At 34.8% G+C, this 16,100-nt stretch carries 12 protein-coding genes and 2 pseudogenes; 9 read left to right on the top strand and 5 right to left on the bottom strand.

Annotated elements, in window-relative coordinates; translation table 11 throughout:
• Positions 1-29 precede the first annotated feature (29 nt).
• Positions 30-1,370 carry an MATE family efflux transporter gene (locus SOS22_RS03625; RefSeq protein WP_320596341.1) on the top strand — a complete coding sequence of 447 codons (1,341 nt, stop codon included), beginning with the start codon at positions 30-32 and terminating at the stop codon, positions 1,368-1,370.
• On the opposite strand, the gene SOS22_RS03620 is transcribed toward SOS22_RS03625, so the two are convergent.
• Together SOS22_RS03620 and SOS22_RS03615 are read right to left on the bottom strand one after the other, a co-directional pair.
• Positions 1,367-1,657, bottom strand: coding sequence for an AzlD domain-containing protein (locus tag SOS22_RS03620; RefSeq protein ID WP_320596340.1), 291 nt, complete (start codon positions 1,655-1,657; stop codon positions 1,367-1,369). The genes SOS22_RS03625 and SOS22_RS03620 overlap by 4 nt on opposite strands.
• Positions 1,654-2,346, bottom strand: coding sequence for an AzlC family ABC transporter permease (locus SOS22_RS03615; protein WP_320596339.1), 693 nt, complete (start codon positions 2,344-2,346; stop codon positions 1,654-1,656). Before SOS22_RS03615 ends, SOS22_RS03620 begins: the two co-directional genes overlap by 4 nt.
• Before the next feature lie 292 nt (positions 2,347-2,638).
• Here SOS22_RS03615 and SOS22_RS03610 point away from each other — a divergent pair, with 292 nt between their 5' ends.
• The 8 genes and pseudogenes from SOS22_RS03610 to SOS22_RS03575 all read left to right on the top strand — a co-directional run.
• Positions 2,639-4,435 (top strand): nucleoside-diphosphate sugar epimerase/dehydratase, encoded by a 1,797-nt coding sequence (locus tag SOS22_RS03610; RefSeq protein WP_320596338.1) that lies wholly within the window; start codon positions 2,639-2,641, stop codon positions 4,433-4,435.
• Entirely contained in the window at positions 4,422-4,952 is a 531-nt protein-coding gene (locus SOS22_RS03605; protein ID WP_320596337.1) for a hypothetical protein, read from the top strand. The genes SOS22_RS03610 and SOS22_RS03605 overlap by 14 nt, the downstream gene beginning before the upstream one ends.
• Positions 4,945-7,884 carry a sugar transferase gene (locus tag SOS22_RS03600; RefSeq protein ID WP_320596336.1) on the top strand — a complete coding sequence of 980 codons (2,940 nt, stop codon included), beginning with the start codon at positions 4,945-4,947 and terminating at the stop codon, positions 7,882-7,884. The genes SOS22_RS03605 and SOS22_RS03600 overlap by 8 nt, the downstream gene beginning before the upstream one ends.
• 18 nt (positions 7,885-7,902) lie before the next feature.
• Complete coding sequence (locus tag SOS22_RS03595) at positions 7,903-8,937, top strand: glycosyltransferase (protein WP_320596335.1); 1,035 nt, start codon at positions 7,903-7,905, stop codon at positions 8,935-8,937.
• Between the two features lie 16 nt (positions 8,938-8,953).
• Positions 8,954-9,769 carry a glycosyltransferase family 2 protein gene (locus tag SOS22_RS03590; RefSeq protein WP_320596334.1) on the top strand — a complete coding sequence of 272 codons (816 nt, stop codon included), beginning with the start codon at positions 8,954-8,956 and terminating at the stop codon, positions 9,767-9,769.
• 82 nt (positions 9,770-9,851) lie between these two features.
• Positions 9,852-10,850 carry an EpsG family protein gene (locus SOS22_RS03585; protein ID WP_320596333.1) on the top strand — a complete coding sequence of 333 codons (999 nt, stop codon included), beginning with the start codon at positions 9,852-9,854 and terminating at the stop codon, positions 10,848-10,850.
• 541 nt (positions 10,851-11,391) lie between these two features.
• Positions 11,392-12,780 carry a hypothetical protein gene (locus SOS22_RS03580; protein ID WP_320596332.1) on the top strand — a complete coding sequence of 463 codons (1,389 nt, stop codon included), beginning with the start codon at positions 11,392-11,394 and terminating at the stop codon, positions 12,778-12,780.
• A gap of 63 nt (positions 12,781-12,843) precedes the next feature.
• A pseudogene (locus SOS22_RS03575) lies at positions 12,844-13,305 on the top strand (transposase); the annotation flags it as partial.
• Positions 13,306-13,425: 120 nt separating this feature from the next.
• On the opposite strand, the pseudogene tnpC reads toward SOS22_RS03575, so the two are convergent.
• The 3 genes and pseudogenes from tnpC to tnpA form a co-directional block, all read right to left on the bottom strand.
• Positions 13,426-14,957 (bottom strand): annotated as a pseudogene (gene tnpC / locus SOS22_RS03570) (IS66 family transposase).
• Positions 14,958-15,120: 163 nt separating this feature from the next.
• On the bottom strand, positions 15,121-15,444 hold the full coding sequence (gene tnpB, locus SOS22_RS03565) for an IS66 family insertion sequence element accessory protein TnpB (protein WP_320596331.1): 324 nt from the start codon (positions 15,442-15,444) through the stop codon (positions 15,121-15,123).
• Positions 15,438-15,803 carry an IS66 family insertion sequence element accessory protein TnpA gene (tnpA, locus tag SOS22_RS03560; protein WP_320596330.1) on the bottom strand — a complete coding sequence of 122 codons (366 nt, stop codon included), beginning with the start codon at positions 15,801-15,803 and terminating at the stop codon, positions 15,438-15,440. Before tnpA ends, tnpB begins: the two co-directional genes overlap by 7 nt.
• Positions 15,804-16,100 lie beyond the last annotated feature (297 nt).

Below are 16,100 nucleotides of genomic sequence, written 5' to 3'. Positions count from 1 at the left end.
TGGTACTTTTTATGCTATAATGAATCGGTATGAGAGAGAATAAGTTAGGGACTTGGCCCATTCCCAAGTTATTAGTCAATATGTCGGTGCCAATGATGATTTCTTTTTTCATCCAGGCTCTTTACAACATAGTGGATTCTATGTTTGTTGCTCAGATTTCCGAAAATGCCTTGACGGCGGTTTCTTTGGCATTCCCCATGCAACAAGTAGCGAATGCGATTGCGGTTGGTATTGGCGTTGGTATGAGTGCGTTGGTGCCCCATTATATCGGTCTAAAAAATGAAAAACGAGCCAATCAAGTGGCTCATACAGGAATCTTTTTGAACATATGTTTTGCGGGGTTGTTCATTGTTTTAGGTGCTTTATTTGCCCAAAAGATTTATTTGGTCCAAACCAATGTACCGGAAATCGTACAGGGGGGCACCATTTATTTACGCATTGTCTGGTGTGTAGGAATTGGTGTTTTCTTTTGCCAATATTTTGAAAAGATGTTGGTATGTACGGGAAATCCTTTATTAGCAATGATTTCTCAAGCTTCGGGTGCCCTCTTTAATATTGTATTTGATCCCTTATTGATTTTTGGGATTGGTCCTTTTCCACAATGGGGGATTGCTGGAGCCGCTATAGCGACGGTTGGCGGACAATTGTTTTCCACTTGTATTGGTTTTCTAATGAATCATCATAAGAATCATTGGATTCATTTTCAATGGTCTTTGATTCGATTTCAACCGGATGTTGCTAAGGAAATCTTTCATGTAGGTATACCTAGTATGGTCACAATTGGCTTGAATTCCGCAACGTCCTTTTGTGTCAATATGATCATTTTGAGTTATAGTACAACGGCAACGGCCGTTTATGGCATTTGGTTAAAGCTACAAAATTTCTGTTGTATGCCTTTATTTGGTTTGAACAATGGGATGATTCCTATTTTATCGTATAACTTGGCCCAGGATAAAAAAGATCGGGTGAAACAAACCAGTCAATTGGCTTTTCGTTTCGCGCTTGTCTTGATGGTATGTGTGATGATCATCTTGGAAGCTTTTCCACAACCATTCTTACAAATGTACAATGCTTCCGATCACATGTTAGATATTGGCATGGTTGCTTTGCGTATTTGTGTGGCTTCTTTACCCTTCGCATCGATCAGTTTGATTCGTTCGACGGCTATGCAAGCTCTGGAACATGCTCGCTATACCTTGATCGTTAATATACTTCGTCAATTTTTGATCATTGTGCCGGCTTTTTATCTGTTGTCGACCTTGTTTCATCAATTGCAGTATATTTGGTGGGCTGTACCAATCACTGAAGTCATTTGTGCGTATATTTCCATTTATTATTATCGGAAGATGGAAAAGGATCTCCAACTTTAGATCAAGAACCAAACCAAAAGACAACAAGCGAAGGCCACTTGAAATAAGGAAGCGCCCAGCCAGGATAAGACAATGCCAACGATCAAAGCTGCACTTCCTGCCATAGGATTATTGGTGGCATGAAGGATCGTTGGAAAGGTCATGACACTTAAGGTTACATAGGGCACGTAATACAAAAACGATTGGATGAATGTATTTTGTATGGGTTTGCGAATCAGGGTCAATGGTAGGGCGCGAATGATAAAGCTTGTCAATGCGGCCAAGGCAATATAAATAGGAATGCTCATGAGGTCTCCTTTCGAGGAAATAAGCAAGCAGCCAACGTGGAAATCAATAGAGTCAAAATAATGGTTTTGGTGCTATCAGAAGGCAGGAATTGATCCCAAAGCCAACTAGCGATAAAGGAAACAATGACCACATATCTGACGATGTGGTCTTTTTTTGTGGCCGGAATGATCACGGCAAGAAACATGCCATAAAGAGCAACACCTAAAGCCGTTACGATATGAGTAGGCAGAATATTGCCGGCAATAACACCAAACATGGTACCAAAAGCCCAGCCAGGCAGGGCAACGCTATAGGCCCCATACATATAAAAAGGCCCATAGGTATGGATCTTGGCAATGCCAATGCCAAAGAGTTCATCGGTAACGTCATACGCAATGAGCAAGCGATGGAATAAGGATGTATTGGCATCCAGTCGTTGGGCTAAAGAAGCACTCATTAAAAAATAACGGGCATTGGTGATCAAAGTGGCGATAACCATTTCCAAATAGGTGGCATGGGCAGCAATAACAGTAAAGGCTACGTATTCGCCGGCGGAGGCATTACAGAAAAAACTAATGAAAAAACCTTGTAGTGAGTTTAATCCTGCGTTCTTAGCAGCAATGCCCAAAGAGAAGCCCACGGCAAAATAACCCAACATGATGGGGATGGCATCAACCAGTCCGGTTTGAAAGGCAGTTCTTTTATTCATATCTTTAAGTATAGAACATAAACGGAAATCCGTAAAATGATAACGTTTTCTTAAGAACTTGCGTTGATTTAGTTAAGTTATGGTTGAAAAATAATTAATAAAACTATAATATATAGAAGCATGCAATATAATGCGTTAATAAATAAATTTAGAGAGAATGAAAGATTGGATCATGGGAAAAGAGAAGTCAAGAAGATATCGTTTTAAACATACAAGATGGATGTTAGTATTCTACGATTGTGTCGTATTAGCATTCGTTGTTTTTATATTGTTGGTTTTGTATCATGGCAACATGAAACTAGAGTTCAGTGATATACTTGCCCAAGTATGTCTTTTTGCTGTGTCGATTTTTCCCATTCGTTTAGTTGGTAAAGTCTATCGTCAAGTATGGCGTTTTGGTGGGATTGAAAGTTACATTCGTTTGTTGATCACGGATACATTGGCTTTTTTATTGTGCCTGTGTCTTGAATTTATCTTGCCAGTTCAACGGCTTGCCTTTGCACATTTATTATCGATCTTTAGTTGTAACCTATTGATCTGTATTGCGATGCGTATGGTGTATCGATATTCCTATAAGTTTAGTAATCAGGATACCGCGTTGGGTAAATTTTTATCGTTGTTGCTGCATGTGTTTTCAAATGTTGAAACCACCGATGAAAAAGAAAACAAGAAGATCAAAGTTGCCATCGTGGGTGCGGGCAATGCCGGTGTGAATTTAGCGAATGATTTAATGAACAATGAAGAATCTTCGTATGTGCCTCGTTGTTTTATTGATGTGAATCAAGATAAGGTGGGTCGTGAAATCAATGGTATTCCAGTGTGGAGCGAAGATGAAACGACTTTAAAACAATTGGATATCTATGAAGTGCAAGAAATCTTTTTTGCGATTCCTTCGATGCCACAAAAACGCAAAAAAGAATTGTATAACTATTATAAAAATGCGGGATATAAATTAAAGGTTTATGATTATCCTGTTGCGTATTCGCCTGGAAACAAGCGACAATTGCGTGAATTTGATATTGAAGAGTTGTTGTTTCGAAAACCCATCGTGGTCATGGATGAAAAAACCTATGTTTATTATAAAGATAAAGTCGTATTGATCACGGGTGGCGGTGGATCGATTGGTTCGGAATTGTGTCGTCAATTAGCGAAGATGGAACCAAAACAAATCATCATTTTCGATATCTATGAAAATGGAGCGTATGAGGTCCAACAGGAATTGAAGTTTGTGTATAAAAATCAATTGGATCTTCGTATCGAGATTGGTTCGATCACGCATAAAAAAACACTAAAAAAAGTGTTTGAAAAATATCATCCGCAAATTGTGATCAATGCAGCTGCTCATAAACATGTGCCATTGATGGAAAGCAATTGTGTGGAAGCTATTTATAATAATGTCTTTGGTACAAAGAACTTGATCGAAGTGTGCGAAGAACAACATGTAGAACGTTTCATGATGGTCTCGACCGATAAGGCAGTCAATCCAACCAATGTGATGGGTGCGACCAAACGCATGTGTGAAATGATGATTCAAAGTGCGAGTACTTGGGGAACGGTCAAATACAGTGCTACCCGATTTGGGAATGTATTGGGCAGTGCCGGTTCAGTCATTCCTTTGTTTAAACGACAAATTGCCAATGGTGGTCCGGTAACGGTCACCGATAAACGTATCATTCGTTATTTTATGACCATTCCTGAAGCGAGTCAGCTTGTCTTACAAAGTGGTGCCCTAGCCAAGAATGGGGAATTATTTGTATTGGATATGGGCAAACCGGTGAAGATCTGGGATCTAGCCGAAAGTATGATTCGCTTATCTGGTGTTCAAAATGTGCAAATCATTGAGACCGGATTGCGACCAGGGGAAAAATTGTATGAAGAACTTTTGGTAAAAACAGAAGAATTAGATCGAACGGAAAACAGCTTGATCTTTATCGAAAGGGATAAACCACTTTCAAAAGATCAAATCAATGACAAGTTAGAAATCCTACAACAAGCCATTGAAAATGAAGATGATGACAAGGCAAGAGAAGCACTCAGAAGTGTAGTACCTACCTTTAAAAGACCGGATGAAGTGAATGCGAGTGTGTAGTTATATGCATGCATTATTGATTATTGGTGCTGGTGGGCATGGTCAAGTAGTAGCTGAAGTGGCATCGGCTTGTGGTTATGACAAAATTGATTTTTTGGATGATCAAAACAAATGTGCCATTGGAAAAATAGAAGAATTAGATAAATATTTGGATCAATACAAAGAAGCTTTTGTAGGTATTGGCAACAATACTTTACGAGCGCAGTTATTACAGCAATTGCGTGATACCGGATATAAAATTCCAACTTTGATTCATCATACAGCATATGTGAGTAAATCAGCAAAGATTCAAGAAGATGTCATTGTGGAACCCAAAGCAATTGTAAATACACATTCTAGTATCGATGCTGGTTCTATTATTAGTGTAGGTGCTATCATTGATCATGATGTATGTATTGGAACGTGTTGTCATATCAATGCAGGTGCAATCATAATGGCCGGAAGTTGTATTGAATCTTATCAGAAATTAGATGCTGGTGAAGTGGCAAAAATAAAGGAGGAAGTAGCACATGGATAAAAGAAAGAAAAAAAAGATCATTGGTATTACTACAGTAGCTATGGGTGCTACTTTCGTTGGTCTGACGTATTTTGCGAAAAAGCAGAAACCAGACTCTATATTTGAGAATGATCCGAATCAAAAAAATCCACTCGAAGGAAAACGAGTTATTTTTGTGGAAGATGAAAAGGATAAAGAAAATGCGGATGGAATAAAAGGTCACTTAATTGAAATTGGTGATTCTTTATACCGTCCTTCTTTTTATGAAAAATATATCAAACGTGGAATGGATGTCCTTCTTTCCTTTGGTGGTTTAGTTGTATTGAGTCCGATCATGGGAACGATTGCACTAGCTATCAAATTGGAAGATCCAGGTCCTGTATTATTTACCCAAAAACGATTGGGACAGAATAAACAATATTTTAAGTTGCATAAATTCCGTTCCATGAAAATGTCTACACCGCATGATGTACCAACGCATATGTTGGATAATCCAGATCAATATATCACAAAAGTTGGAAAATTTATTCGTGCCCATTCCTTAGATGAATTACCACAAATCTGGGATATATTTATTGGGAATATGTCCGTCATTGGACCTAGACCAGGATTATGGAATCAAGATTTATTAACAGCAGAAAGAGATAAATGTAGTGCCAATGATGTTAAACCAGGATTAACAGGTTGGGCACAAATCAATGGAAGAGATGAATTGGAAATTCCCGATAAAGCAAAATTAGATGGGGAATATGTCAAACATCTAGGGCCAAAAATGGATACGAAGATCTTCTTAGATTCATTGCATGTATTTAGTAATGATGAGAGTGTAGTGGAAGGCGGAACAGGAGAGATGAAGAAAACTTCTGTTGGTCGTCATTATACCGATGAAAAGTCAAAAGAAGATTTAATTGGTCCTATTGGTTTTGGGCAACCGGTTGAAGTGGATACAACACAACATAAAAAGATATTGATTACTGGAAAAGGATCCTATATTGGTGAGACATTTAAAGAATATGCCAACCATCATTATCCAGATAATTTTGAGATTGATACATTAGATATGCTGGATCCAACATGGAAAGAGACTGATTTTTCTAATTACGATGTTGTGTATCATGTAGCAGGTATTGCCCATGCAGATGTTGGAAATGTATCGGATGAAACAAAAGAAAAATACTATAAAGTCAATACAGATCTAGCCATTAAAGTTTGTCAAAAAGCTAAATTAGAACATGTTAAAGAATTTATCTTTATGTCATCAATGATTGTATATGGTGATTCAGCTCCTTATGGACAAGAAAAGATCATTGATAAAGATACAGTTCCAAATCCAGCTAATTTTTATGGAGACAGTAAACTACAAGCTGATGTAGCAGTAAGAGAATTGGCCGATGATGATTTTAAAGTATTGGTATTAAGACCACCAATGATCTATGGAAAAGGATCAAAAGGAAATTATCCTACTTTAGCTAAATTAGCAAAGAAATTACCAATATTCCCGGATGTGAACAATGAACGTTCAATATTACATATTGATAATTTATGCGAATTCTTATGCCAAATTATGCTTATAAAAGAGCAAAAAGAAAATGCAGTTGTTCTTATTCCACAGAATCCAGAATGGACAAAGACCAGTGAAATGGTAAAAGAAATAGGAAATGTAACAGATGAGCGTGTTAAGTTATTAAAAATTCTGAATCTAGCTGTCTTTGTAGGTGGCAAAGTACCAGGCAAGATTGGTGAATTGGTAAATAAAGCATTTGGGAATAGTTGTTACAAACAAAGTATAAGTCATTATAAAGGCATTGATTATCAGAAGGTAAATCTAAAAGAAAGTGTCATGAGAACAGAAGGGAATAAAAAAAAGAAAGTTTTATTCTTAGTCAATCACGATGTGGTTATTTATAATTTCAGACTTGAGATTGTTGAGCGTTTACTTGCTGACGGTTATGATGTTTCTATCTCTTCTCCATACGGTGAAAGAATAGATGACTTAAAAGCATTAGGGTGCCATTTCTATGAGATAGATGTTGAACGACATGGAATGAATCCTATTCACGAAGCTAAAATGCTTCAGTCTTATAGAAAACTACTAGTTGAAGTTAAACCTGATATTGTTCTAGGTTTTACTATTAAGCCCAATATCTATGGAGCAATGGCTGCGGCAGAGAAGAATATACCTTTTGTTGCGAACATTACTGGATTAGGCACAGCTGTAGAGAATCCTGGAATCGCTCAAAAGGTTTCAATTATCCTTTATAAAATTGCATTTAGAAAAATTCAACGCGTTTTCTTTCAGAATACAGAAAACCAGCAATTTTTCATTGACCATAATATTGCTATAGATAAACAAAAGCTTATACCTGGTTCTGGAGTAAATCTTGATCGTTTTCCTGTAAAGGAATATCCATCTGATGAAATAATCAGATTTGCTTTTATTTCTCGCATAATGAAAGAAAAAGGTATTGATCAATATCTTGAAGCAGCAAAAGTGATAAAGGCAGAATACCCTAACACAGAATTTCATATTTGTGGTTTTTGTGAAACTGAATATGAAGGGAAACTAAATGAATATAACGATAATGGAATAGTTATTTATCATGGTATGATTCGTGATGTATCTAGTTTTCTAGAAAATATACATTGTGTTATCCATCCTACGTATTATCCTGAAGGCCTTTCCAATGTACTTTTAGAAGCAAGTGCATCTGGTCGACCAATTATTGCTACAGATCGATCTGGCTGTAGAGAAGTTATTGATGATGGAATTAATGGCTATATGATTCCGCTGAAGAATAGTCAAGCCCTTATTAAAGCTATTAATAAGTTCATGAAACTTGATAATGAAAAACGTAAAGCAATGGGTCTTGCTGGAAGAGTAAAAGTCGAAAAAGAATTTGATAGGCAGATCGTTGTGGAAGCCTATATGAGAGAAATTCAAAATAAAGTATAAGAGGTAGTCTATATTAGTATGAAAAAAAAACTGTGCGTATTTACTCTTTATGCCGAAAAAGGAGCTTCATCTCAATATCGGGCCTATATTTTTCGGGAAGAGATAGAGAATAACTTTGAAGTAAAATGGTTTAGTTTTTGGGATAACAAGTATGTGACAACATATATGCATAATAAGAAAAAATTTATTCCCCAAATTATTGTTCAATATGTGCTCAATTCTATAAAAAGAATATACGAGCTATTATTTATTGCTCCAAAGAGTGATGTTATTTTTATTCAAAAAGCAATTGTCCCTCGGTGCAAATATACTTTTTTGAAAAAAATTAAGAAAAATAATAAAAAAATAATATTTGATATTGATGATGCCGTTTATACATTGAAAGGAGATAATTCTTCTGCTATAGCTTCACAAGCTAATGTTGTAATTTGTGGTAATAAAACCTTAAAGGAGTATTATCAAAAATATAATAGCAATTGCCAGATTATTCCTACAATTGAAAATACAAAAAAATATATACCTTATTGGTCAAATACATTTGATTCTAAAATTATTGGATGGATCGGTAGTCAAACAACTATAAATAATCTTGAATTAATTGTTGATTCATTGAATCGTGTAATCGAAAAACATCCAGAGATAAAAGTATCTATTATAAGTAACACGCCACTGGATTATACAAAAAAAATAAAAAATTCTTATTTTGTAAAATGGAACAAAAACACTTATATCAATGAAATTAGCAAGTTCACAATAGGCATTATGCCTTTAAAAGATAATAAATTTAATAGTGGGAAATGCGGGTTTAAATTAATTCAATATTTAAATATGAAGAAACCTGTAATTGGTAGCGGTGTAGGAGTAAATACCGATATAATTCAGGGAAATGGAATTATAGCTGATACAAGAGATGAATGGGAAAATGCTTTTGAAAAATTACTATATGATAAAGATTTTTATGATTTTTGCGTTAAACATATAGAAAGGGATTTTTTTAATAAGTATCGTTTTGAAAATGTAAGTCAAAAATTGGTAGATATATTGAATGAATAAAAGGGATTGGTAGATAATGGAAAAAATATGCGCTGGAATTGTTACATTCAATCCAGACAAAGAGATATTAATAAGTAATATTGCTTCAATTATTGATCAAGTTGATGCAGTTATTGTTCTTGATAACGGTTCTACGAATATTAAAATGATTGATGAATTGTGTAAGCAAAATGAAGTCATTTTATTAAAAAACTCGAAAAATCAGGGAATTGCAAGAGCATTAAACCAATTATGTCAATATGCGATAGACAATGACTTTAGTTGGATTATAACTTTAGATCAAGATTCTATAACTGAAGATAATCTTATCAAAGAATTAACTAGATACGTTTCTAATGATGTTGCGATTTTAGCACCAAATGTTATTTATAGACACAATGAAAAATTTGCTGATGAAATAAAAAAAGGCATCAGAGAGGAACAATGGGTGATAACAAGTGCCTCTCTAACAAACTTGAATGTTTGGAGGAAAATTGGTGGATTTGATGAGAACCTATTTATTGATGGGGTTGATAGAGATTTCTGCATTCGAGCAAATCAAGCAGGGTATAAGGTTTTAAAAGATTACAATGTCAGTATTTGGCATGATCTTGGTAACCTAAAATGTAGAAAAATGTTTGGAAGAACCATATATGTTACAAATCATTCACCTAAAAGAAAATACTATATGGTCAGAAATGCAATTTATCTTGATAAAAAACTCGAACTAAATACAAGTAAGTTGTATATAATAAAAATTTTAATAAAGACCTTACTTTATGAAGATGATAGGATAAAAAAGATAAAGGATATAAAAAAAGGAATATCTGACGGAAAGAAAATGGTACATTGATATGATAATATTGGTTATTTCAATCTTGCTAATAATGGTATGCTTCATTTTGAAAAGATCTGATTTCTTTGGAGGACTCCTTTTGGTATGGCTTTGGATTCTTTTTGGATGGAGTTATGGTAATGCAGATTATGCTAATTATTTGTACAAATATTCTCATATTGATAGTCTCGGTAATAACTTTGAAATTTTGTATGTGGGAGTTACAAAATTATCAAACTTAGTTGGATTGGACTATAAGCATTTTCTGATATTATTTTCAGCTATATTTATAATAGCTATATTTTATTTTACAAAAAAAAATACAGAAAATTGGTGCTTTGTTATTGCACTTTATACAATTTCTCCATTTATGCTGGATGTTGTGCAAATCAGAAATAGTATGGCCTTGATTTTTATATGGTTAGGGTTAGATGCACTTATAAATTACAAAAGAAAGATTGATTTGGTAAGATTCGTCTCTTGTGTAATTGTAGCTAGTATGTTTCATTCTGCTAGTATTATTTTTCTACTGATACTATTCCCTTTTTTCTTAGAAAGACATGATGTAATCGTAGTAACATCAATTATTATTACTGTGGGGATTTTGGCTACACGCTTTTTAGGAAATATTCTTTTTCATATATCAACTTTTCTTAATATGTCAGAAAGATATTCAATGTATGCTTATCAAGGGGTTGAAATAAATGCTAGAAAAGTGCTAATAATTATAACTCTGTTTATTACATTTGAGATAGGCATACTAATAATAAGAAACAGTCAGGAGCTTTCTCGAAATGCAGATTTGAACTTTACGAATTTTGTTGAAAAAATGAATATTATTATGCTTGTAGTTATTCCAATTACTTCAATTCTTCCTGATGCATATCGAATGATGGAGAGTTTGATGTTGGTGAATTTTATTTTACTCGGGAGAGCTATGGATACAATGCATAGTAAGTATGTATTAAGTATTAATGAAGGCAGACTCCGTTTATGTGGTGCTGTAACTGCTATGCTTAATATAACAATTTTAGTTTTTTCTAGTGTAAATATTAATACGGTTTTCTATCCTCTTATATATCATAATCTATTATTTTAAATCAAAGCAGGATTAATAGAGAAAAAGCTAGTTTAATGTAGGTATTCTGCGATTACAAAGATTTCAAATTAGATGAGAGCTACCGCATTCTCCGTAATGATATCAATGTAGACACATTAAAAAATTCAAATGTATCTTGGCTAAATTTCATTGAATTCTTTTATTAACTGCATTGTTGTGTGTGCATCGTTAAGGAATTCACGGTTGTGGCAAGTAAAATAGTCAATTGGTCATGTGATATGCTATTGTGAAAATTAGTATCCAAAGCATGGAATGGAATGTTCACTAAATTCAATATTTTTGTTGTAAAACACAAGTTTAATCCATATGTAGCAATTTTTGAGATGGATGTGCTACTTTTGTATACATCTAAAGTTGTTTATTATACGGATGAGACAAGATGCTCGTAGAATATCAAAAATACTCCGTTGCTTTTAACATCGTAACAGATAATAATTGTTGCCTTATTTTTTTGAAACAAAAGTTTTTATTTTTGCCATACAATTGTATGATTTGACGAAAGAAAGAGTGTAGTGTAATTATGCAGAACAACCTTAAAAAAGGGATGATGGAGATTCTTCTGGCAAACATCATTAATATGGTGTTTAATCTACTAACCAATTTTCTTCTTCCAAAATATTTATCTGTAGATTCATATGCAGCAATAAAGACATTTCAACTTTATACAACTTATGTGGGTATATTTGCCTTGGGATATGCAGATGGTATGTATCTTAGATATGGAGGCAAAGAAATAGATAAGATTGATCGGAAAGAACTCAAAACTGGAATGGTTTCGTTTCGAACAATGATGTTGATCGAGAGTGCTATTCTTATTCCCTTAGCATTATTATTTAGAGATCGGATAATCATAGCCTTTGCTATGACAATTATGTCGGCAAATATGGCTAGCTACTTTAAAAATCTTTATCAAGCTGTTGGTGAATTTAAGTCTTATAGCAAAATTCTTAATCTCACTACGATTTTCACATTCATCGCAAACATGGCATTGCTTTTTATTGTGAGAACAGATGACTATTTTTTATATTTGATTTCATATGTAATTGTTGATACTATCATTTGGTTTGCTTTAGAAATCAATATTTCAAAAATATTAGAAGGTGTAGAACCTGGACATGTTTCGATAAAACTGTTATGGGAGGACATCAAAGCAGGTTTTCTCTTAATGATCGGCAACTTTTCGAATATACTTCTTTCAAGTATGGATCGATGGTTCGTTAAGGTAATGATGGATTCAGCGCAGTTTGCATACTATTCTTTTGCGGTAAGTATGGAAGGCTTTCTAAACGTTGCGATTACTCCTATTACCACGACTCTGTACAATTATTTTTGTAATCATTCAGAGCATGATGATGTTATCAGAATTCGTAGATATGTCATGCTTTTTGGCACTGTTATTGTAGCGGCGGCATTTCCGGCAAGATTTATTATCGAGATTCTGTTGCAGAATTATACGGGAGCCATCAATGTTTTGTTCATTTTATTTGGAACACAAATGGTCTATATAATAATTAAAGGTGTTTATGTCAATTTATATAAAGCATTCAAAAAACAGAACCTTTATTTCATACGTTTAATATTGATTTTAATTATCGGTGCTATTCTTAATTGGTCGTTTGTTCAAATATATCCATATAAAGAGGCTTTTTCATATGGAACTCTTGTTTCTGCTTATATTTGGCTTATTTTCTCTATTTGGGATTTTAAAGAGTATAAGTTCGAATTTAGAGAGTGGTTATATCTTTTCATTGAGGTAACTGTATTTATCACATGTGGCATATTATTTAACTCAATCACCGGATTGTTGATTTATGTTACAGCAAGCATGCTTTGTATGAACCTTTTCATGAAAGAAGAAACCAAAATGGCACTTCGATTAGTAAAAGGAAATATTAATAGGAAAAAGTAATTTATCTAATAATAACAATATTTTGTTTGCTTATGAGGCATTGTTATGCTGCCAAGATAGGGGTGTATTTGTCAACTGATTCGGAACTCCATCCGATATGTACCAACTAAGGACTACAAAAAATTCACATCCGATCTTAAAAAAGTATATGGAGCCTCTTCACTAAAAGCAGCTAAGACTGCGTTCGACACATTCTGCGACAACTGGAAACAATATCCTGGAGCGATCGAAGTATGGAAAAGGAATTTTCTTCATGTAGAACAGCTGTTTGATTATGGATCTGCTGTTCGAAAAGTCATGTATACGACAAATGCGATCGAATCGGTAAATTCTTCCTTTCGAAAAGTGACGAAAAAAGGGTCATTTCCAAATCATGAAGCCGTATTCAAACTGCTCTATTTACGTGTGAAAGAACTACAGAAAAAATGGGACAAAGGACATCTGAATAATTGGTCGATGGTATTGAATCAATTGTTGGTCAACGATCAGTTTAAGGATCGTATCGAAAAGTACATTCAATACTGAATCTTGAAATGATATTTATTCCAATTTCCTTGTTTACAATGTAAGCGTCAGATAAACCCGTGTCGATGATGTCAGATTAAAACCCGTTGTGATCAAACAGTAATTCGTATCATAACGGGTTTATTTACATATAGTCTGTATATCATTGTTCCATGGTAAGTAATCATCCAGTAATGATGGTGCCGATATAAAGTCCAGGCCGGGTAATGAATTAAATAGAAAATTCAGATATTTATATGGATCAATTTTATTGGCTTTTGCCGTTTCGATGATGCTGTATATTGCTGCACTGGCTCTTGCTCCTCCTGGACCCCCCCATTAAATAACCAGTTTTTTCTACCAATCGTGAATGGCCGTATCGCTCTTTCGGCTATACTGTTAGTCATTGGTATATTTCCATCTTCCAGATATTTTATAAGACCTGCTTTCTGGTTTAGAGCATAATTAAAAGCCTTTCCGCATTTTGATGCTCCAAGTACTTTATCCTTATTTATATCTATCCACGCAAAAAAATCTTCAACCATTGGTGCCTGTATCTCGTTCCGTTTCTTTTGTCGTTTTTCTGTATCAAGATTCTCTAATAATGCTTCTTCATGGAAGATCTTCTGCAGTTTCTCGATTGCCTGTCTTGGATAGGTTGCATGCTTCGAATCAAGATCTTTTGGTAAGGCATCAGCAAAATATCTTCTCAGATGTGCCCAGCAGTAACAGCGGTCTACTCCTGGAATCTGATCATATCCTGCATACGCATCAGTGATCAATATTCCACTGAATCCTTTCAGGTATTCCTTTGCCTGCGCTCCTTTCCGGTTCGGCTGATAATCGAACAATCGTATCGGTGTCTTCGAATATTTATGCGTCGCATATACCCACATATACGATTTTGAAGTGTTCTTCTTTCCTTCTTCTTTAAGTACCTGGACCGTTGTTTCATCTGCATGGATATACGTCTGATTGATCAATATAGAGTGCATCCTTTGAACCAGGGGATACAGCCATTCTCTGGCAGCTATGACCATCCAGCTTGACATGGTGGCACGGCTCAATTCGACTCCCAAATGTTTCCATTCTCGCTCCTGTCTGTAAAGGGTTACTGCATTCACATATTTCTGTACCATGATATATGCCACACTGTCTGCCGATGCATAGCTATGTGGTATCACATTAGCTGGTACTTCGGCTTTGATCATATTTGGCTTGCCATGTTTCCTGCAATTCCGGCATTCATATGTGGCCCGATATACTTCGACCAGTTCCAGTTTTGGCGGTGTGAACTTCAATTCATTACGTACAAATTCTTCACCAACACGGACCATATCAGATCCACATTGTTCGCAATAACGATCTTCTTTAGGTATATCCAATAATCGTTTGATTTTTGGCAGATTCTTGAATTTTGCACTGATCTCACCAGGTACTTTTTTATGCTTCTTCTTGCGTTTATAGGTGACATCCACATATCCAGGATTTTCTTCCAATATCGATTCGGCCTCATCAAATAAAGAAAGCTGCTCAAAACCAAGTGACTTTGCCGTTTCACTTTTGGTTCCGAACAGTTTTTTTCGGTAATATTCATTCGATTCTTTCAATAGGAAATTTTCCTGCTGAAGCAATTCTACCTGTTTCTTCAATCCATCACACATAGTCGCCATATCTGCATATAATTGCTGGACCTGAAGATATAATTTTTGGTAGTCTTTATCATTGATTTGACCTGTTTTTATCTTCTATATTATACCATAATATGCTTTATATATCGCGGTTTTGGCTATATTATATCACACTTTTTGGACTTACTTTTTTGATGACCTTTGGCTAATCGATTTCTAATCCTTCCAACAGCCATCGAAGCTGTTGATGCGTAAGATCTTTGACTTCCTTTTGTTTTCTAGGCCATCTGAATCGGCCATCTTCCAGTCTTTTGTACATCAGAAGAAAACCATCACCATCCCAATACAACACTTTATACAACACTTTGATTCGATCATTCTTCCTTCCGCAGAAAAGAAACAGACTGTTTGAATACAGATCCAATTGAAATTCTTCCTGTACAATAGCAGAAAGGCCGTCAATTGACTTTCGCATATCGGTCTGAGAGCAAGCCAAATAGATATGATCTAGTTTGTTCAGATCTAACATTTCGATGCCGCTTTAAATAATTTGATCAGGAATTCTTCCGATACATCCTCAGACATTCCAACATCCACATTACCGATATGAATCGTGATAGGATCCGTATGCGCAGCAGGAAATGAAGATACCGATATTTCTTCAAAGCAGGTGCTCTCATAGGCAGCCGAAAGGTTTGATTTTTTTATGGGAATATCTTCAATAGCCATCTTTCGAATCTTGGCCAGGTAATAGTAATAGCTTTTTTCATTGATATTGTTCTGTTTACAAAATTCAGTATTTGTGAGGCCATTGGCCCTGCACTTATGGATCACATCAAGCCAGTATTTAATCTTCACCTGTTTTACAGGAGATACTTCAACCTTCATACAATTTAGACTCCAATCTAGAATTTATTAAAGTTTTTGGATCAACTCTAAAAACTTTAATTCTATTCACCAAAATTATTGAAAATTTATTGATGAATTGGAATCCACTATTTTATCTGACGCTTACAATTATAATACAAATTATTATAGCTTGAATGATAGCATAAAATATTTTGTGTAAACGTTAGAGTTCCGTTTGCATAGAAAAAGGAAGTCAATCCTTGTAGAATAATTGTGTCCAAAAAAATTCGAAAGGAGACTTCCCATGTCTAATTTTAACACAGAACTCTACAAAGC

It is taken from the genome of Absicoccus sp., from assembly GCF_034090965.1.
GTDB lineage: Bacteria > Bacillota_I > Bacilli_A > Erysipelotrichales > Erysipelotrichaceae > Absicoccus > Absicoccus intestinalis.
The sequence above is the reverse complement of the archived record's forward strand: the minus strand, read 5'-3'. Positions and strand labels throughout refer to the sequence as shown.

Excerpts from the sequence above, each read along its gene's own strand:
- SOS22_RS03625 (WP_320596341.1), top strand. The coding sequence starts at position 30 with ATGAGAGAGAATAAGTTAGGGACTTGGCCCATTCCCAAGTTATTAGTC.
- SOS22_RS03620 (WP_320596340.1), bottom strand. The coding sequence starts at position 1,657 with ATGAGCATTCCTATTTATATTGCCTTGGCCGCATTGACAAGCTTTATC.
- SOS22_RS03615 (WP_320596339.1), bottom strand. The coding sequence starts at position 2,346 with ATGAATAAAAGAACTGCCTTTCAAACCGGACTGGTTGATGCCATCCCC.
- SOS22_RS03610 (WP_320596338.1), top strand. The coding sequence starts at position 2,639 with ATGAAACTAGAGTTCAGTGATATACTTGCCCAAGTATGTCTTTTTGCT.
- SOS22_RS03605 (WP_320596337.1), top strand. The coding sequence starts at position 4,422 with ATGCGAGTGTGTAGTTATATGCATGCATTATTGATTATTGGTGCTGGT.
- SOS22_RS03600 (WP_320596336.1), top strand. The coding sequence starts at position 4,945 with ATGGATAAAAGAAAGAAAAAAAAGATCATTGGTATTACTACAGTAGCT.
- SOS22_RS03595 (WP_320596335.1), top strand. The coding sequence starts at position 7,903 with ATGAAAAAAAAACTGTGCGTATTTACTCTTTATGCCGAAAAAGGAGCT.
- SOS22_RS03590 (WP_320596334.1), top strand. The coding sequence starts at position 8,954 with ATGGAAAAAATATGCGCTGGAATTGTTACATTCAATCCAGACAAAGAG.
- SOS22_RS03580 (WP_320596332.1), top strand. The coding sequence starts at position 11,392 with ATGCAGAACAACCTTAAAAAAGGGATGATGGAGATTCTTCTGGCAAAC.
- tnpB (WP_320596331.1), bottom strand. The coding sequence starts at position 15,444 with ATGTTAGATCTGAACAAACTAGATCATATCTATTTGGCTTGCTCTCAG.
- tnpA (WP_320596330.1), bottom strand. The coding sequence starts at position 15,803 with ATGAAGGTTGAAGTATCTCCTGTAAAACAGGTGAAGATTAAATACTGG.